This window comes from Enterococcus sp. DIV1304_2, assembly GCF_050555445.1.
Classification (GTDB): Bacteria; Bacillota; Bacilli; order Lactobacillales; family Enterococcaceae; genus Enterococcus_B; species Enterococcus_B pernyi.
In genome coordinates, this window is the sequence record NZ_CP187851.1 from 2,361,724 (window position 1) to 2,379,632 (window position 17,909).

The window sequence follows — 17,909 nt, forward strand, 5'->3', positions numbered from 1 at the left end:
ATTTGGGGGGCGGTGAGGATAGTGGATAAATGAAGGAACCGCTGGACAGCTAGAGTGGAGGTGGCTGTTCAGCGTTTTTTTTGTGATTTATCAAAAAAATTATTCAATTCTTGTTATTTCTCTAATATCTTTTTTGTCTTATTATACAAAAACACTAATTTCAATTTTTTCATATCATAGTTGATTTACAAAACAATAACTATTCCATCTCTCCCCTGATTTTCATCACTTCTTTGTCAAAATCAGAAACGATTTTTTGATGCTTATTGAACTCCTTGTACTCATCGATTGCTTTTTTCTTGGCTATATTACTACTAATTTGTCCATTTCCTTCAAGGATCTGATAACGATTGAAGGCTAAAAATTCATCAATACTTTTTGCAAAATCTTCCATGCTAAGTAATATCTCATCTTCTAAGAGACGTTCTACGTAATCAAAGTAAGAGGAAACATTTCGTTCTAAACTACGAATTTGTTTTTCAGTCAAATAATTTTTAGCTATTGCGACATCCGATTGTAATATCCGTCCATCTGGTGAGTATTTCCAAGTAGTGAGTCCCATATTTTCTTTCGTTTTATCCGCTTTATCATAAACGATTTCTGCGGCTGTTCTTCCTGTAATCGCGTAGTGGAATTTGTTTTGTACAGTTGCATAAAATTGCTTTGTTACCTCTGCATTTTTATCATAATCATAAGAAATTTCTGCAAAAACATCAGTGATTTGTTGCCAGATACGGCGCTCACTTGCACGAATTGAACGAACTGTTTCGAGTAGCTCTCGGAAGTAGTCTTTACTAAACGCATGTTCACCTTGTTTCATTCGTTCGACATCAATTTTAAACCCTTTTCGAATATAGTCTTTTAAGACATCCGTTGCCCAAATACGAAATTTCGTTGCTTTTTGTGAGTTGACACGGTAACCAATAGAAATAATGACATCAAGATTATAAAATGTGGTCGCCCTTTTTACTGACCTTCCACCCTCATTTTGAACTATTTCCATTTTGGAAATAGTTCGATCTTCTATCAATTCACCAGAATCAAATATATTTTTCAGATGTTTACTAATTGCTGGAATGCCAACATCAAAAAGCTTCGAAATTGTCTTTTGTGTTGCCCAAATGGTTTCATCTTGCACCACTACTTCCACTTTTTCACTGTCTTCATACATCAAAAATTGGATTTCATTCAATTTGATTATTCTCCTTTCTTGATTCCACCTGTATTCTATTAAAATAGTTGCTAAATTTGCCACGATACCTGATTCAGATCATATGTAACTCGAGCGAACATTTTTCTTACTTGGCAACTCCCCAAAAATATGATCTTCAACTGATTTATTTGTATTATAGCAAAAAATCGTGTCACTTATATATACGCCAAATAATGCGATAAAACGATTATGTATAAAAAAACTAAGACTTCGCTAAAAGTCTTAGTTTTTTTTATATCAACTTTTGTACGTTTCCTTTATCCTTCCCCCAAATTCTCCCAAATCTCACTCTGTTCCTGAAAATGCTTCACTAGATCTACATCAAAGATATCTTTGAGTAGTTTTCTTGAAGCTGTTTCCAAAAATGGGCCTTGCTTGATGACTTGGCCTGCTTTCATGAATAGGACTTGATCACTTAATGACAGGGCTAAACGGATGTCGTGGAAGACACCGATGATTGTTTTGTCTTGGTTCTTGCCCCAGTCTTTTAAATAGCCGATGAGTTCGAGTTGGTGTTTGATATCGAGATGATTATTGGGTTCATCTAATAATAGGATATCTGGGTCTTGGGCTAATACTTTGGCTAGAAAGACGCGTTGCTTTTGGCCACCGGAAAGTTGGTTGACTGGATGGTCTTTCAGCTCTAATAAATTAGTCAGTGCTAGGCACTCCATGACTTTTTCTCTGTCTTCTGCTGTGGTGACCGACCATAGTCCTTGTTTGATGTGCGTATAACGCCCCATCATGACGGTTTCATAGACGGTGTAATCAAAAGAAATAGTTGAAAACTGGCTAAGTAAGGCGACTTTTCGTGCGGCTTCTTTACGCTTCATTGTACGGACTTCTTTTCCATCAATCGTGATCGATCCTTCGTAGGAAAGGATGCCTGCAATTGATTTTAATACGGTTGTCTTGCCACAGCCGTTAGGTCCTAAGATACATAGGTTCTCACCTTTGTTCAGCTCGAAGGAGACTTCTTTGATGATTTTTACTGAGCCATAGCCAGCTGTGACTTGCGATAGCTTCAAGGTCATCACTTTTCCTCCTTTAGCGGTAATTTCTGCTGACAAAAGGAATTTCTGCTACGTCGTCTTCTCGGTTGAATTTCAGCGCAACCATGAAGAAATAACCCGACAATAAATTGAAAAAGTCTAGCAAGCCTGAATCGACTTTTTTGCCTTGATAAAGATGGCGATACAGTAAACGAACGATTACTTTACAATCGACACGTAAAATATGAGCTAATGCACCTCGTTCACTTCCTTGAGGTAAGAAGAATGGTCCGCTTTGGTTTGTTCTTTCTGCATTCAATTCATCGACACGACTCTTTAACCAGTCGATTTCTTCTTGCGTGATCGTCATTTTTGTACGCACGCACGCATTGGCATGGTAAACCAATTCACCGATTTTCTCTAACTCTTCGTAAAAAGGAGAGTTTGCACATTTTGCGCGCAATAATCCGATTTCTGAAGATAAGCGATCGGTGTATAATTCATAATCGCAACGTAAATCATCTGCATCGTCTGCTAAAAATGGATATGCCTCATAAGGGCTTCGATAAATATCTTTCATAGTTGTAAAACACTCACTTTCGTTTGAAATAAACATAGGCAAAAAATGGCGCACCAATCAATGCGGTGACTGCGCCGATCGGGATTTCTTGGGGAGATAATAGCGTTCGAGAAATCGTATCGCCGACGACCATCATACTGCCACCTAACAGTGCTGCTCCTGGAATGACCCAACGATGGCTAGCACCGAAATAGCGGCGAATGACGTGAGGTGCAATCAAGTCAACAAATCCGATCACGCCGACAAATGAAACGGCACTTCCTGCAAGCAAAGCCGCAAGGACCATGACCCATAGCTTGATCGTTCGGACATCTACACCAGAAATCATTGCTTCTTCTTCACCTAAAGATAACACATCTAAACTTCTAGCAGAAAACCAAAGAGCGATTGTTCCAATCAGTAAAATGGGTAAAAAGATTTGGATTTTTGCCCAAGTGCTTCCCGAAAAACTCCCCATTTGCCAGAAAACTAACTGCTGTAAATGATCTTTGAACAATGCCGTGACGATCGTCAACATTGCACCTACAAATAAGGTCATGACCATCCCCACTAAAATAACTGTTTGGTTCGATAATTGCTGATCTAATCTTTGACTCATTGCCAAAACAATAAACACAGTTGCTAAACCAAAAATAAAGCCTGTCAGAGGTAATGTGAAATTCGGGAACAACGGTAAAGTGATTCCTGAAACAATGATCAACGCAGCGCCAAGTGATGCCCCTGATGACACACCTAGCGTATAAGCGGAAGCCAACGGATTACCTAATAAGGATTGCATGACCGTTCCACTCACAGCCAAAGCAGCTCCTACAAGAAACGCCAAAACCACTCTCGGCAGGCGAACCTGCCAAAGAATGGTGACGATCGTTGCATCTAGCTGTTTGTCTCCTCTTGAAAATAATGCTTGAATCAATGTATCAAAAGGAATGGATACACTTCCGATTTTGATCCCAAAGAATACCACGATGATACTCAAGACCACTGCTAACAGCAACCGACTTTGTTTATTCATTTTCCAACGATTTGTATTCATCAGGGTAGATTGCTAAAGCCATTTCTTTTAAGGCTTTTGTCATATGGTGGTTTGGTAAAGAGCTCGCAGCGTTATCAATATAGAATACTGCTTCATTTTTCACCGCAGGAACGTCTTTCCAGCTTCCACGATCTAAGATTTCTTGCACTGCATCATCTAAGTAATTTACGTTCGTCAAAATCACGTCTGGCTTGCTAGCAATCGCAGCTTCTTCTGTTACTGGAATCCAGCTTTCTTGATCCGCCAAGACATTTTCTGCACCTATAAGTTCGATCATTTCATTCAAGTAAACACCTTGACCAAAGCTATAGATCTCAGGTAATGCGCTAATTTCAAACAATACTTTTTTCTTATCTGTAATCGTTGCTCCAATTTCTTTGATTTCATCGATCTCTTTGTTCATTGTATCTACTAGCTTTTGTCCTTTTTCATGCTCTTGTAAAGTGTCAGCGATAAATTGGACATCTAAAGCAATATCTTCAATAGTATTACTTGTTGGAATATTTACAACAGTAATTCCGGCATCTTTTACTTGTGACCAAACGTTTTCAGAACCATGCAGACTAATATCTGAAACATAGATCACTTGTGGGTTCAATGAAATCAATGTTTCTGCATCCACAGCCATCATATCGATTTGTGGCAACTCATCGATATCTTTCGTCATTGCTGGGCTTTGTGTGTCAACAGCTACTAATTGATCTTTACGTCCTAGATCATCGATCACTTGTGTAACTGAAGGTACTAGAGAAACCATCTTATCCACTTCTTCTGGAATCTCGATTTCTTCGCCACCACGATCTTTTGTTGGTAGAGCAACTTCTGAAGCTGTTGTTGTTTCTGCTGTACCGCTTGTTTGATCATTATTATTTGAACAAGCACTTAAACCAAAGACTACGCTCAATCCCAACACAGCAACTAATTTCGATAATTTTTTCATCATCTATTCCCACTTTCCTTGACTCATTTTTACTTTTCCCAGTGATCACTTTGTTTACGATAGCCCTTACATTTCCATACCCTTATCAAGCAAACTCTTTTAAAAGTAATAAAAAACTGCCTTTCCTTTTACAGGAGAAGACAGTTTGATTGATCACACAAAAAAACGCTTGATCTTTCTCCTACAAAAGAACATGATTGCCGTTAGACCGGTCTCCTGACTTGGCTTCTTTTTACTCCCAACCCTTCCAGAATGATCTGTGGTCCTATTGGTTTCATCCACCTTACAGTAGGTAGGTCTGTAGAGGACTTTCACCTCTTTCCCTGACATCTAATCGACTATTTTATTTTAAATTCACTTTTATTCACTCATTTATCTCTTGGAAATTTTAGCTCTATCAACAAAAGTATCTCCGCCAATACTTTAACATATGGATTTCATAAAAGATATACGAAAATCAAGCGAAAAAGGCAACAAAACGCTTTACTTTCAACAAAAATATATTATTCTCTGTTTTTTTAAATGGCATTCATTCATAGTATAAAAAACTGACGACACTATAGCATTCGTTGATTTTTCTAACGTTTTTTATTTTAATAAAACAAAGCTCTTGATAGGCACTCCTATCATGTAAGTGTAAGGTAAAAGGACAAAAATTTGTTAAAAATCATGCAAAAATTTCATATGTTATTCATTAGAATAAGAAAAGATTTATCAGATTAAGGCGATTCATTTTAATATTCAATCCAAAATTTACATTTTGATAGACGGTGAGACCCAAGATTTTTGGCTAGTTCTTCTCTTTTTTTTCTTTGGCTGTTCCTTTGATATGCTTGTTGAAATACTTCTCTCCGTACCATTCTAACTGCCCTTTCCCTTCCCACTCACGATACTCTTCTTGAAACTTATTTTTATAGTATCCATACAATAAATACGGAAAGGAAATATGCACCTCTGCTGCAGTAAAACTGATATTTACAATCATCCACATTATTACGGTACTTGAAATAGTAGTAATATCCGAGGAATCATTTAGTCCACTAGGAAAAATAAAATTTAAAAGTAGTATTATTGCCCAAAAGATTCCACCGAGTTTATAGCTAAAGGTGACTATTCTTTCAATAAATTTTGAAAATTGATTTTTTGACTCGTGGTTACCGAATAATTGTTTAGCAAGACCATACAATTTTTTCTCAAAAATGATATAACCACTTAAAATCTGAAACAAAATTAAAATAAGTATTCCAGAAATCGTAAGTGGTTCGATAAAGAATGTAATGAAGAACAAATTTATGCTTAGCATCAGCCAAATCATGTAGATGTTTAAATTAATAAAAATAAAGTAAAATCTCGTTCCATCATTCATCTTAGTGATCATAAAAATACTAATTATTGAAAATATCAACAAACCAAACCAAAAAATAGGCATTGAAACAAAATTAATTTTTGGTTCCTTAAATAATTGATGTAACACTTCATTTTCCATCCAAGAATTAATTAAGTAGTAAAATCCGTAGATAAGTAAAATCATAAGTATATAAATAATTAATTGAAATAGAGGATGAAGGTTTCTTTTCTCTTGCTCTTGTATCTTAATACCAGCATACAAATCTTTAACAAAACGATCATCTTCTAAATGTAAACTTTCCTCAAAAGTAGCTGAAAAAAATCTTTTGATATTCATTGTGCTACTCCTCTATAACTAGGTATATATACAAAATTCATTTTTTTACCAAAAGGTTTTCCAGAAGCACTAACATTCCAGTTTGTACTTCTTAACTTTAAATTATCCAACTCTAATTTATTGTTACTTTTTTTATTATCTTCTTTTTGGTAAACTGAATTCTTCCATTTATCATATCTGTCGGGCCATATTGACTGTACAATTGAATTTCCTAAACCAAAAAGCCCTCCAACAACACAGCCTACAAAAGCGCCAGTAGCATTACCTGCTCCTGGTACAATAGTCCCCACAACCCCACCGATTTTAGCGCCTATAGTCATCCCCTCCAACGGTCCTATACTTTTAACCATATCAATCCCTCCGCCCTTTACTGCTTTTCCTACACTACCTGTTTTTCCATACTCATTTACTGCACTTGAAACAAATGTCACACCTAATTGTGCATAAGTAGCTACTTGGCCTGCCGTTCCTATTCCTTTGGCGATACCCCATTTTTTAGCTCCTTGTATCAAGTGGGAGTTCTTCAAGCCTTCGCTGACGTAGGTTTTTACGGGCGAGGTAAACTTAGTAAAATTTTGATAGGCCTTACCTATCGTATCGATTTTAGGAATCCATTTTCCTTGAGCAACAGTTTTACCTAACATTTCGTATTTTGTAAGAAAACTAAATAATCTAGTTTTCATACCCGAAGGTAGATAATTGGTAAGCATCCAAAATTCATCGTTGGATGCCAGCTTGTTTACTAATGCATCAGGATAATTTCTGAGCAACATTTCAAGTCGTTTGATTGCATCGGTTTTCCCTTCTTTTAGAGGTTGAACTAATTTTTCAATCTCCGCATACAGTTCTAAGAAGGCATTAGTTGAAGATTCTTCCAGCAATGTCTGTCCGTTTGGTTTGTACTTCTCAAACCAACTTCCATCCACCCCTTTCGGCAATGTATAACTTCCATCTGCCTTTACGGTAGTTTGATTCAGAACTAAGACACTTTGCATGGCGAGTTTTAATTCCAGTAGACTGTTGTTGAACAGTCCACTGGTTTGAGAGTTAAAGGCATTGAGTTTTTGCTGTTTGCGTTGCAACTTGTAGATGTCTTCTTGTAAGCTGTCTGACATTCTCATCAGGTTGCGATGGAAGTCGGTCAGCACTTCTGTGATGCCTGGTAAGATGCTTATATTAGCGATGTGTCTGATCGTCTGCGCATGGTTTTCAATCGATTGTTTAGCAAATGATTTAGCCCGAATCTGTCCGCTTAAATTCTCTTCGTCCAAGTATCCTTCACTAGAAACGATTTGATGCGCGGCGGAGTAAAGATTCAGATCTGATTGAATTCCTTGTACCGCATTGTTTACCCGATTGACTGTAGGAATGATCAATTCAGAAAACAGTCCTTTACCGGCTTGATAAGCTGATCCGGAGAGTGTTTTTCCGTCAACTGCTTGAACAATTTGTTGGCTACCTGTTCGTAATTGGTCGATCGTTGTACGAGCAAGTGATAAATTAGTGGTCATATTACTTATTAAGTTAGAAGATTCGGTGGCTGAATAGATTAATCCCATAATTTTTGTCCTTTCAATTAGATAAGTGATGGCTGTCTATTATTAATGTAATACTTGATAGTATTTTCTCTCTGTACTTCTATTTATTTACCCCCATCTACTTCATTCATTATTACTATACGTAATTTTTTCCTATTTAAATTAAAATCGTTTGGATAAGAATCATCTACGTCGTATACGAACACTTTCAGTCTTATACGCACACAAAAACAGCCCTAATATACTGGAATTCAATAAGTATCTAGGGCTATATTTTGCTATTTAATCATTTTTTATCAATCGTTTCTACGTATCATAATTATCATTTAGTACCAACCGGCTTCATCTTGTATCATTTACCAGTTTATCAGCACACTCATATCACTCCTAAAATAAGTCTACAGGCTGATGGCTAGAGTTTCCTTCTATGAGATGATTATACAGACTAAATAATCATTCACTTAAGGAAAGAAGGCCAAAAAGATGATACAACAAATCGGATTCTGGGAATCTATCATAGATATCTTGACTTTAAAACCTGTATTCTTGGTAGGACTATTAATTTTGGCAAGTTTTTTATTTTGGTTCACCAGAAAAAATAAAGGTTCTTTTAAATTGGTAAGCATTCTATCAGCACTTTTACTATTTTATTATATGAGTTTCACATTCTTCAATGTGTTCGGTGTTCCTACGCTTCGTGAGTTGAATAGAATCAGTGGATTTGGTGAGAGTATTTTCAATCCGAATATCAATCTTATCCCTTTTATAGATGGAATAAATGCAGGTTATATTCTTAATATTCTTTGCTTTATACCCATCGGGTTCTTGTGTCCGTTAATTAGCAACAAGTATAGAAAATTCAGTTATTCTCTTTTACTTGGATTTGGTACCTCATTGTTGATTGAAATAAGCCAACTATTTACGGTAGCTAGAGCAACAGACATTGATGATTTAATTTCAAATGTACTCGGAATGATTCTAGGTTATTTTCTGATTGAGGTCATCTTAAGAATGATCAATCATTCGTCAAACAAAATCCTTGATAAAACGTATGATTTTTCATGGACGATTCCTGTATTGGTCGTTTTTATTGCTTTCGCTAATACATTTTTTAGTTAATACGCAATAAGCAGGAAAACATATCGCCATCACTTAAATGTTTTGACGTCAGTTGTCCTCTCGTTGTCTTAGAAATACTACATCTATGAAAAAGGCTAGACCCCCTAAAGAATGAACGAACATTTCTTTAGAGGTTTCTAGCTTTTTATTATTCTGTTCCGTTTGTTTCAATCACTCTTTTATACCAGTCAAATGATTTCTTTTTATATCTGTTACCGGTGCCTTTTCCTTCATCATCCAAGTCAACATAGATAAATCCATACCGTTTCGACATTTCGCCGGTAGAAGCACTAACTAGGTCGATTGGTCCCCAAGAGAGATAACCAAGACATTCTACATAATCTTCGGTGATTGCCTTTTTCATTTCTGAAATGTGGAGGTTAAGATAATCGATACGGTACTCATCATTAATGATATTCCCAGGTTCTAACACATCTTCAGCGCCTAACCCGTTTTCAGTGATCATTAGCGGCAATTGGTATCTTCTGTACAACCAGTTCATTGTATAGCGTAAGCCAACAGAATCTATGGCCCAGCCCCAGTCAGAAAGTTCCAGATACGGATTTTGGATGCCTCCAAAGAACGCTTCATTCTCTTTTTGTTCATTCGGAGTGACACTGGACATATAATAATTCAAACCAATATAGTCGATCGTTCCTTGTTGAAAATCTTTCGCATCCGTTTCTTGTTGCTCGATCATGATGCTTTGTGCTGAAAATTCCTTCAATTTGTATTGTGGAAATTTGCCACGACACATCACATCCATTTGATACAATTCTTTTTCGTTTTCCAACAAGTTGTTTAACATCGTTTCTGGTTTACAAGTTTCCGGATATTGCGGATTGATACCGAAGACACACCCAATTTTGAACTCGGGATTGATTTGATGTCCCAACTTAACGACTTTCGCGCTAGCAAGTGCCGTATTGTACGCAATTTGTGCGATCGCTTGTTTCGGATTTTCGAGCTCTTCAAATTTAAGACCAGAAATGTAGTACGTAAAAAATTCTGCCGCTTTCGAGTTTGGGTCTAAATGATTGATTTCATTGAATGTCGCCCAATAACTCACTTTACCATTCAGACGTTCAAACAATGTTTCAGCATACTTTTCAAATAAAGTAACTAGTTTGCGACTCGTCCAACCATGGTATTTTACAATCAAGTTAGCTGGTAATTCAAAATGAAAGAATGTGATGATTGGCTCAATACCATGTGCAAGTAAAGTGTCTACTACTTCTTCATAAAAGTTCAAGCCTTGTTCATTTGGTTCTGGATCATCACCGTTTGGAAAAATCCGTGTCCAATCGATTGAGATCCTTAGTGCTGTAAAACCCATTTCCGCAAATAGTTTGATATCCTCTTTGTAGCGATGATAAAAATCAATCCCCGTATGAGAAGGATAAATGAATCCTTCTTTCAGTTCTTTGTGGATTTCTCGTGGAGTGTCCCGGGTTCCTTTCGTGACTAGATCCATATTGGAAATTCCTTTACCACCTTGATTCCATCCACCTTCACTTTGATGGGCAGCGATACTACCGCCCCATAAAAAATCTGTTCTCATCCTTCTTACGCCTCCTAAATAATCACTGCTAACACTTGATTTGTATTGTCATCAGCCAACGGAACCACATCCAAAAAGTCTGCACTATTTGTGACAACGACCATCACTGTTGAGTCAAAACCAGCTGCTTTAATGACAGAAAAATCAACCGTGGCTAAAACATCGCCTGTTTTTACCTGATCGCCGACTTTTACATAACTAGTAAATCCTTTTCCTTCAAGGTTGACTGTATCAACCCCCACATGGATCAATACTTCTACCCCATCTTCTGTCTTGATTCCATACGCATGTTTTGTGGGGAAAACTACGGTGACTTCTCCTGCGATGGGTGCAAAAATTTCGCCATTTTCTTCATCTGGAATCACTGCAAAACCCTTACCTAAAGCGCCTGAAGCAAACGCACTATCTGAAACTTGACTCAACTGGATGACTTCACCTGAGCTGACATTTTCCAATGCGATTTGCCCAGCTTTCGTCAGTGTTTTTCCTTTTTTACCATCTTTTTCTTCTTGTGGCATCCCCAGCCCATAGGCAACAGCTCCCGCTAGGAGAAATGCGGTGACGCATGAAATGACCATCCAAATAAAATTCGCCGTTCCACCAATCAAGAAAGCAGGTAATCCTGCTAATCCCCAAGCCATGGTCCATGCTTTGACACCCGCTAATCCTGCAATCAAACCGCCAATCCCACCACCAACGATTACCGCAATAAATGGTCGGCGATATTTTAAGAAGACCCCAAAAATAGCTGGTTCTGTGATTCCCATGACCGCTGAAAAACCAATCGTTCCAAATGTCGCTTTTTCTTTCTCTTTTTTCGTCTTCAAGAAATAACCAATCATCGCTCCAGCAACGGCAATATCTGAAATCGTGGCAGCTCCAGTAATCACAGGATCGTAGCCCAGTTCAGCAAAGAAAGTCAATCCGATCGGGAATAAGAAATTCGCAGCACCTAAGACGATCAAGAACGGTTGGAAAGCTGCATAAAGCATCACTACGATCCAATAGCCAATGTTTTCAGACAACATCGTAAAGACCCAAGAAATACCAGAACCGATCCACATACCCACCGGACCAAAAACGGTTAAGAGAACGGGCAATACGATCATCAAGGAAACAGCTGGAACAAAAAACAGCTGAATCGCTTTCGGCACTACTTTTTCTAACTGAGTAGTCACAAATTTCAACAAGGCGATTGCTAATAAAATTGGAATGAATGTATGGGAATAATCAATCACAGGTAATTGATAGCCAAACAAACTTAGTCCCTCCGCACCAGTGATATTTGAAGACATCACAGTCGTAGCTAACACAGTTGCGACATACGGATTGACATTCAATCTTCTAGCCGATGAAAAGGCAAAAAAGATTGGTAAGAAAGTAAAAATCGACGTCTGTAATGTTTGAAAAATTTGATACGTTGGACTTTCTGCCGAAACGATTCCCGTCAAAGAAAGCAAACTCAAAATTCCCGCAATCATCCCCGCCGCAATCAACACTTCGATAATTGAAGTCATCGATTCAGAAACCACCGATAACACCGCTGTAGGGATTTTCTTCCATGATAATTTTTCTTTCTCAGAAGTAGACTCACTCCCACCCCCTAAGCCTGTCAATGACATGAAATCATTGTAGACTTCAGTGACATGTGTACCAATAATGACCTGATACGCCACGTCATTAGAGACGACGTCAATCACTCCGTCTAGTTCTTTGATTTCTTCTGTTTTCGCTAAGTTGCGATTATTTAACGTCAAACGTAAACGTGTGACACAATGGGCCGCAGCTACAATATTTTCTTTTCCGCCAACCAATTCAATAATTGCTTTATTTAACTTTTCATATTTCATCTGTTTTTTCAATCCTTTCTGTTAATCGATTGATGTGCATCATCAAATACGTTTCTTCATTCATGGAAAGATCTGCTTTAAATTGATGCTTGATATAAATTTTTATTTTTTGGACCGCTTTGAAAGCCTCCGGATATAGCTGACTGATTTGTTGATACAATAAAGAAATACTTCCTTCTGACTGTGCCAACTCACTTTTGATGATCCGTTGGATAAAGTATTGCAAATGTGTTGAAAACCTCATAAAGTTAGTCGAAGATTCATCGATTTTAAATGTATAGTGTTTTTCAATAATAGAGACAATATCACTCAATGTTTGCATTTCCAGTAACCGATCAGATTTCTTATTGTCCCAAAAGTTGATGAAATGCAACGCGATAGAAGCCGCTTCATCACTAGGAATACTTAGGTTTTTTTCTTTCTCGATCATCTCAAGACTCTCCAGTGCGAGATCAAAATGACGAGGATAAAACCGGCGAATATCCCAAATCAACGGACTTGAAATAAACTGGTTCTTTTCAGCTCGTTCTAAAAGAAACTCTAAATGATCCAGTAATGTTAGTGTTAAATAATCACTCACTTTGATGCCAAGTTTCCCCTCTGCATTTTCAATGATCCGACTAATCAAAAGAATGTCATTTGAATCCGACTTTGAAAGTAAGTAACTAAAATGCTCCAACATTTCATAAGAATCCAAAATATACATTTTTTCGATGTCATCTTCTGAAACCTGTTGACCTTTTTTCTTTCGAAAGCCGATGCCCTTGGAAACAATAAAGACCTCATGTCCGCCCTTCTTGATCAATGCCACATTGTTGTTGATTATCTGTATTATTTTCACTTGCCTTATTCTCCTTTCCAAAAAAAAGAACTCAAAAAAGATTTAAGGGCTCAAGCCTTAAAATCTTTTTTGAGTTCTGCCTGCATTGCAGTAACATACTCGCATTTAATACTGCCGCGTATCAAATGGGTTCTTCTTTTTATTGATGATATATAATTATATGATAAATGTGTTTTGCGGAAATGTCAACGCTTTCTTTGCTAGTGCATAACAAAAAGGAATGATTATCAGCCAATTTTTTCTATTACATCATTGGTTGTTTCATCCATCTATTATTTGATTTATTTCATAAAACAACTGTAGCAAGATCTCATCTATAAGAAATTCCATCAGGATTTTGCTCTTTTTTTATGACAAGCTGATACTCAACTGTAATAGTAAAAAAAAGAGAGTACTACATTCAAAGTACTCTTTTCGCTTCAGCATTTCTCACTGTTCTTTTGAAAAGTAGATGGTTTTCTCCTTTTTCTTTTTTCTTCACTATCTTCCAAAGAAAAAACAGATTTTTGGATTTTTTCTGTTTCTTTTAAAGTTCTTTGGATTTGTAAAGATTGGTTTTCTTCAGGTAAATCAACATTATTTAAAATTTCACTATCATGATAAAAGTTTGGTAAATTTATAAATTCTGGCATATATCTCTCCCGTCCTCTCCTTTGCTAACTGCCTTAGACAATGATTCATGTGCTTCTTTTAGCCATGGATGAATAACTTTGACGCCTTGATCTAATAGATATTTAATATAATACAATGCAGCACTTTCTAAAGAACATTCAAGTGCTGATAATAACCCGTCTAGATACGGAGGAATTCCATCTTGATCCCAACTTATTTTATCTGCCACGAACACAACTAAGTCTAGTTGAGAATACCTCCCCCTTAAAGTTGTATGACACTCAATTGCAGATAATATCTCATTGTCAGTGATATCAAAAATCTTTTCTGCCATTCTTTTTGAAATCTTCTGGTGAATGATCATTGGAAATACCAACTCTTCTTGATTTAGTTCTATCCCCATTTCTTTTGCTATAGTAATTCTACAATTGTTTGGATAAATTGCGGATATATCGTGTAAATAACCCGCTATTTTGGCTTTTTCGCCATTGATATTGTAATTTACAGCAAGTTTCTCCGCACAATCGCCGACTGCTATACAATGTTCATAAGTTTTTATATGGTTATGTTCTTCAAGAAAACGATAAACATCATCTCTTAATGCCAAACTATTCACTATTGTCATTTTTTCCTCCATTTACTTACTATGTGTATTTTCAAATGAATTATTTACTACTTATGGTTATTAAAAAAATCGAGCCTTACATAGAAGAAATATACATAGAGAATTAGATATTTTATACTCTACTTTTAAATATATTCTTAATTTTTCTTCTGATTTAACAATTATCTCGGTCTTGTCTAAATACTGAATTTCTTTGCCAAAGATTTGTTTTATGTAATTTAATTCCACTTCATTACTTTTCTTGATAAGTGTGTAATAACTTCATATGTAGAAAAAGAAACGATAAATTTGAATCGCTTCTTTTTGTTATTAACTATTGACGATTTGATTGCTCTAGGTGGTATATTTACTGGTCAATACTTTACTATTTAATTTTAATTAGGAGTAAAGTGCTATTTCATCTTTCATTAATTTTTTCATTTTCTGAATCTAAGAATTGATAGAATCTTTCTATCAAATCTTTTTTTGTAGTAGGAACTTCTTGAGGCATATAATTTATGAAGCTAACCATATCTTCTGGATACCCATTGTTATTATAGAATTCTGCAATTCCATTTAACAAATCATCTTCATCATTCATAGCATCATTTAGTTTAGATAAATAAATAAATCTAAGTTTTTGTTCTTCAAATTTGTAATCATTACCGCCTTCATCCACATTAGGAAAGTACTTTCTTTTCAATTCAAATAACACTGATTGTAATTCGTCAGGTTTTATTCCCCATGCAAGTTCATTAATAAAATCATCATCATTTCCCTGATCCATTAGCTCTATCGCATAGTCAGAAATTACTTTTAGATCGAAAAATTTTTGAATTACTCCAACATAGATAGTTTTCCAACTATAGTTCACATCTTTTTCTTTAAAACAGGCTAAATTCATTATTTTCTCCTTTTATTTTTTAGGAACTTGATTTGGTTTTCCAGTCAACGTACCACCATTTATAAATCTTCTATGGCTTATATTACCATTAGGTTCGACAATCCATTCAAAAACACCTATTTTTCCATTGTTACTTCCTTCAATTTGAAAAAATCTTCTACTAATTCCATCTCCACCAACTAAAGAATACTCATTTGCAACAGTTGGATAATTGTCAACAATGTTGCTAAATCCATGTTCTTTTGGAACATGTGGAAATTCCTTATCTATAATTGGTTTGCCTAAAGGATCTTTTCCCCAAATTGGTTTTATATCATCAACTGTTGTTCCACCCCCGACTCGCTTGCCATCTAACACAGGACTCTTAAATTCAAAAATAACTTTCTGAGTAGCCCCACCAGTACTCTCACTATTAGATTTTTTCTTGACACTCCCAACATCATCGACGCCATCTAATCTCGAAGCACCTTTATTTCCATAATATGCGCCCATCACTGTATCGCCAATATTTGTAAGGGTTCCTGACCATGCAGCATATTTGAATTTATTCGCTTCTTCCTGGCTGATCTTCTTTCCTGTATAAGGATTGATTCCTATATTCGCACAAGCAATTGTTTTGCGATTGATTTCTTCTAGACTATCTGTACCTTTGATTAACTCAATCTCTTGATCTCCTGATTCAATAACCAAAGATACGTCTTTTTTTATTTTCTCAAAATAACTTTTATTTGTACCTTTTGGTAATGAGTATGAGCCATCACTTTTGATTGTCGTATTATTTAATATCAATACACCTTGCATCGCTATCTTCAACTCATTTAGACTATTAGCAAATAAACCACTTGTTTGTGTATTAAAATCCTGTAGTTTTCTTAGTTGATTTTGTAAATGATCGATGTCTTGTTGAAAGCTATCAGTCATTCGTTCCAACTCTCTTTGAACATTCAACAATGTATCTAGTACACTTGCAATTGGGTTCAGTGTCGTTTGTAATCGGACGAAAAATAAGGTCTGGTCCACTGAGTTTTTCATTGTACGTGTGACTTGTATCTGTTGATTTAACTTATCTTCATTCAATTCGCCTTCACTTGCCACTATTTTATCGGCATTTTGGTATTTTTTCAATTCTTGTTCAATCTGTTCAATGGTATTTGTTGTGCGGGTGATCGTTGGAATGACCAAGTCCGTGAATAAACCTTTTCCTGCTGTATAAGCCGCACCAGATAATTGCTTGCCATCTACTGCTGAGACAACTTTTTGACTCCCCGATTTCAATTGACTAACTGTTTCTTTGCCACTTTCTAAATTACTTTTAAGTGCAGACATAAAGTCCGAAGATTCACTACTGACATAAATCAATCCCATGAGAGGTTTCTCCTCTGCGCTTGTAATTCTTCTCGTTCTATTTCTAATTTCTGTATCGCTTTATTATATGTATCATTTAATTCCTCATTGGCTTGTCTTAACTGACGTTGAAAACTATGTTGTTTTGTTTCATTATTTTTATGTAACCACTGTGTTGAGGTATAACCTCGTTGCAATGCCTCATGGTTTGATTCAGCTAATTGTTGAAAACCTCTTTGAAGTACATCTTGCAACTGAAGCAGTTTTTCTTCTAATACACGTTTTTCATTCGATAATTTTTCTTGATGCTGTTCCACTTTGACAATTTCTTGTTGATTCTTTAGCATTTCATCATTCATTTACTTACCTCCATTCAATCTCATACATTTGATTTGAACCTTCTTAGAAGTAATAATTTTGCCGCTTTAAAGAACATTTCGCTACTTCCAAGATATATCATAAACCTTTGTGAAGAAAGCGCATTCTAAGTAAAGCTTACCAAATATACAAATCGAAAAACTAAAAATCTCATAAAATGTAGTTTTGATATCATAATCGCTCAATTCTTTGTATTTGTTCTTTTGAATATAAAAAAATGCAAAAGAAAAAGGCTTACGCCCTTTACCAAAAAACTATGCGGAGTGTCTCTCTCTACGCCATGCGATTGCAATGTTGTTCAGTCACACATTCTACAATACCGTACCAGTCGGAGCGACCGCTGGCATATTGCAGCTTTACGAGATGTGGTCAGGCATGACAGCCTACAAATTCCACAGGGGCATTCGGTATATTTTGATTATGATAGTATCAACATATACCGCCTTCTGCTACTCTCACGCGTTTCTTGTCTTATAGATTATTTCTAATCACTTCACGGCGAAGGACTTCTTTGGATGTTTCCGCCAGTGTGAAATACCAATCCCTTAGCAAATCTCTTCACGGAGAGGCTAAGTCTTATCAACTTAGCTTTCTATTATCGTCCCGACAAGTTCGCTACCTTACATTTGGTCACACTTTGCACACGTTCTTTGCGTTCCAATGCTTTTACACTGGCTTTCTTCTTGTCACCAAGAATACTCACTTGATACGCAACA

16 protein-coding genes and 1 riboswitch are annotated in these 17,909 nt (G+C 36.2%); of the genes, 1 reads left to right on the forward strand and 15 read right to left on the reverse strand.

Going from position 1 to position 17,909, the window contains the following annotated elements; translation table 11 throughout:
- Positions 1-199: 199 nt before the first annotated feature.
- From IGJ14_RS10880 to IGJ14_RS10910, 7 genes are all read right to left on the reverse strand, one after another.
- Entirely contained in the window at positions 200-1,192 is a 993-nt protein-coding gene (locus IGJ14_RS10880; RefSeq protein ID WP_229053919.1) for a virulence RhuM family protein, read from the reverse strand.
- Between the two features lie 278 nt (positions 1,193-1,470).
- On the reverse strand, positions 1,471-2,247 hold the full coding sequence (locus tag IGJ14_RS10885) for an ABC transporter ATP-binding protein (protein ID WP_195273275.1): 777 nt from the start codon (positions 2,245-2,247) through the stop codon (positions 1,471-1,473).
- A gap of 13 nt (positions 2,248-2,260) precedes the next feature.
- Positions 2,261-2,785, reverse strand: coding sequence for an ATP:cob(I)alamin adenosyltransferase (locus IGJ14_RS10890; RefSeq protein ID WP_430607772.1), 525 nt, complete (start codon positions 2,783-2,785; stop codon positions 2,261-2,263).
- A gap of 13 nt (positions 2,786-2,798) precedes the next feature.
- Positions 2,799-3,797, reverse strand: a complete 999-nt coding sequence (locus IGJ14_RS10895; RefSeq protein WP_195475764.1) for a FecCD family ABC transporter permease — start codon at positions 3,795-3,797, stop codon at positions 2,799-2,801.
- Positions 3,790-4,758: an ABC transporter substrate-binding protein gene (locus IGJ14_RS10900; protein WP_195475766.1), complete on the reverse strand. Its 969-nt coding sequence runs from the start codon at positions 4,756-4,758 to the stop codon at positions 3,790-3,792. The genes IGJ14_RS10895 and IGJ14_RS10900 overlap by 8 nt, the downstream gene beginning before the upstream one ends.
- 189 nt (positions 4,759-4,947) lie before the next feature.
- Positions 4,948-5,108: riboswitch (cobalamin riboswitch) on the reverse strand.
- Between the two features lie 440 nt (positions 5,109-5,548).
- The gene (locus IGJ14_RS10905) at positions 5,549-6,442 is read right to left on the reverse strand and encodes a hypothetical protein (RefSeq protein ID WP_195475704.1); all 894 of its coding nucleotides are present in this window, start codon (positions 6,440-6,442) and stop codon (positions 5,549-5,551) included.
- Entirely contained in the window at positions 6,439-8,001 is a 1,563-nt protein-coding gene (locus IGJ14_RS10910) for a hypothetical protein (RefSeq protein WP_430607775.1), read from the reverse strand. The genes IGJ14_RS10905 and IGJ14_RS10910 overlap by 4 nt, the downstream gene beginning before the upstream one ends.
- 462 nt (positions 8,002-8,463) lie before the next feature.
- Between IGJ14_RS10910 and IGJ14_RS10915 the strand changes: the two genes are divergently transcribed.
- Positions 8,464-9,099, forward strand: a complete 636-nt coding sequence (locus IGJ14_RS10915; protein ID WP_195475700.1) for a VanZ family protein — start codon at positions 8,464-8,466, stop codon at positions 9,097-9,099.
- Positions 9,100-9,247: 148 nt separating this feature from the next.
- Here the strand turns inward: IGJ14_RS10915 and IGJ14_RS10920 are convergent, their stop codons facing one another.
- From IGJ14_RS10920 to IGJ14_RS10955, 8 genes are all read right to left on the reverse strand, one after another.
- Positions 9,248-10,660 carry a family 1 glycosylhydrolase gene (locus IGJ14_RS10920; RefSeq protein ID WP_195475698.1) on the reverse strand — a complete coding sequence of 471 codons (1,413 nt, stop codon included), beginning with the start codon at positions 10,658-10,660 and terminating at the stop codon, positions 9,248-9,250.
- Positions 10,661-10,674: 14 nt separating this feature from the next.
- Complete coding sequence (locus IGJ14_RS10925; RefSeq protein WP_195475696.1) at positions 10,675-12,510, reverse strand: beta-glucoside-specific PTS transporter subunit IIABC; 1,836 nt, start codon at positions 12,508-12,510, stop codon at positions 10,675-10,677.
- Positions 12,500-13,351 (reverse strand): PRD domain-containing protein, encoded by an 852-nt coding sequence (locus IGJ14_RS10930; RefSeq protein ID WP_195475694.1) that lies wholly within the window; start codon positions 13,349-13,351, stop codon positions 12,500-12,502. Before IGJ14_RS10930 ends, IGJ14_RS10925 begins: the two co-directional genes overlap by 11 nt.
- 419 nt (positions 13,352-13,770) lie before the next feature.
- Entirely contained in the window at positions 13,771-13,983 is a 213-nt protein-coding gene (locus IGJ14_RS10935) for a hypothetical protein (RefSeq protein WP_195475692.1), read from the reverse strand.
- Positions 13,968-14,588 carry a bis(5'-nucleosyl)-tetraphosphatase (symmetrical) YqeK gene (yqeK, locus tag IGJ14_RS10940; protein ID WP_195475690.1) on the reverse strand — a complete coding sequence of 207 codons (621 nt, stop codon included), beginning with the start codon at positions 14,586-14,588 and terminating at the stop codon, positions 13,968-13,970. The genes IGJ14_RS10935 and yqeK overlap by 16 nt, the downstream gene beginning before the upstream one ends.
- Positions 14,589-14,985: 397 nt before the next feature.
- Positions 14,986-15,471 carry a DUF2247 family protein gene (locus IGJ14_RS10945; protein WP_195475688.1) on the reverse strand — a complete coding sequence of 162 codons (486 nt, stop codon included), beginning with the start codon at positions 15,469-15,471 and terminating at the stop codon, positions 14,986-14,988.
- Between the two features lie 12 nt (positions 15,472-15,483).
- Positions 15,484-16,836 carry a T7SS effector LXG polymorphic toxin gene (locus IGJ14_RS10950; protein WP_195475686.1) on the reverse strand — a complete coding sequence of 451 codons (1,353 nt, stop codon included), beginning with the start codon at positions 16,834-16,836 and terminating at the stop codon, positions 15,484-15,486.
- Positions 16,827-17,174, reverse strand: coding sequence for a hypothetical protein (locus IGJ14_RS10955; RefSeq protein WP_430607780.1), 348 nt, complete (start codon positions 17,172-17,174; stop codon positions 16,827-16,829). The genes IGJ14_RS10950 and IGJ14_RS10955 overlap by 10 nt, the downstream gene beginning before the upstream one ends.
- Positions 17,175-17,909 lie beyond the last annotated feature (735 nt).

What these genes read in the sequence shown, in the direction of transcription:
- IGJ14_RS10885 (WP_195273275.1), bottom strand. Translation starts at nt 2,247, where the DNA reads ATGACCTTGAAGCTATCGCAAGTCACAGCTGGCTATGGCTCAGTAAAA.
- IGJ14_RS10890 (WP_430607772.1), bottom strand. Translation starts at nt 2,785, where the DNA reads ATGAAAGATATTTATCGAAGCCCTTATGAGGCATATCCATTTTTAGCA.
- IGJ14_RS10895 (WP_195475764.1), bottom strand. Translation starts at nt 3,797, where the DNA reads ATGAATAAACAAAGTCGGTTGCTGTTAGCAGTGGTCTTGAGTATCATC.
- IGJ14_RS10900 (WP_195475766.1), bottom strand. Translation starts at nt 4,758, where the DNA reads ATGAAAAAATTATCGAAATTAGTTGCTGTGTTGGGATTGAGCGTAGTC.
- IGJ14_RS10905 (WP_195475704.1), bottom strand. Translation starts at nt 6,442, where the DNA reads ATGAATATCAAAAGATTTTTTTCAGCTACTTTTGAGGAAAGTTTACAT.
- IGJ14_RS10910 (WP_430607775.1), bottom strand. Translation starts at nt 8,001, where the DNA reads ATGGGATTAATCTATTCAGCCACCGAATCTTCTAACTTAATAAGTAAT.
- IGJ14_RS10915 (WP_195475700.1), top strand. Translation starts at nt 8,464, where the DNA reads ATGATACAACAAATCGGATTCTGGGAATCTATCATAGATATCTTGACT.
- IGJ14_RS10920 (WP_195475698.1), bottom strand. Translation starts at nt 10,660, where the DNA reads ATGAGAACAGATTTTTTATGGGGCGGTAGTATCGCTGCCCATCAAAGT.
- IGJ14_RS10925 (WP_195475696.1), bottom strand. Translation starts at nt 12,510, where the DNA reads ATGAAATATGAAAAGTTAAATAAAGCAATTATTGAATTGGTTGGCGGA.
- IGJ14_RS10935 (WP_195475692.1), bottom strand. Translation starts at nt 13,983, where the DNA reads ATGCCAGAATTTATAAATTTACCAAACTTTTATCATGATAGTGAAATT.
- yqeK (WP_195475690.1), bottom strand. Translation starts at nt 14,588, where the DNA reads ATGACAATAGTGAATAGTTTGGCATTAAGAGATGATGTTTATCGTTTT.
- IGJ14_RS10945 (WP_195475688.1), bottom strand. Translation starts at nt 15,471, where the DNA reads ATGAATTTAGCCTGTTTTAAAGAAAAAGATGTGAACTATAGTTGGAAA.
- IGJ14_RS10950 (WP_195475686.1), bottom strand. Translation starts at nt 16,836, where the DNA reads ATGGGATTGATTTATGTCAGTAGTGAATCTTCGGACTTTATGTCTGCA.
- IGJ14_RS10955 (WP_430607780.1), bottom strand. Translation starts at nt 17,174, where the DNA reads ATGAATGATGAAATGCTAAAGAATCAACAAGAAATTGTCAAAGTGGAA.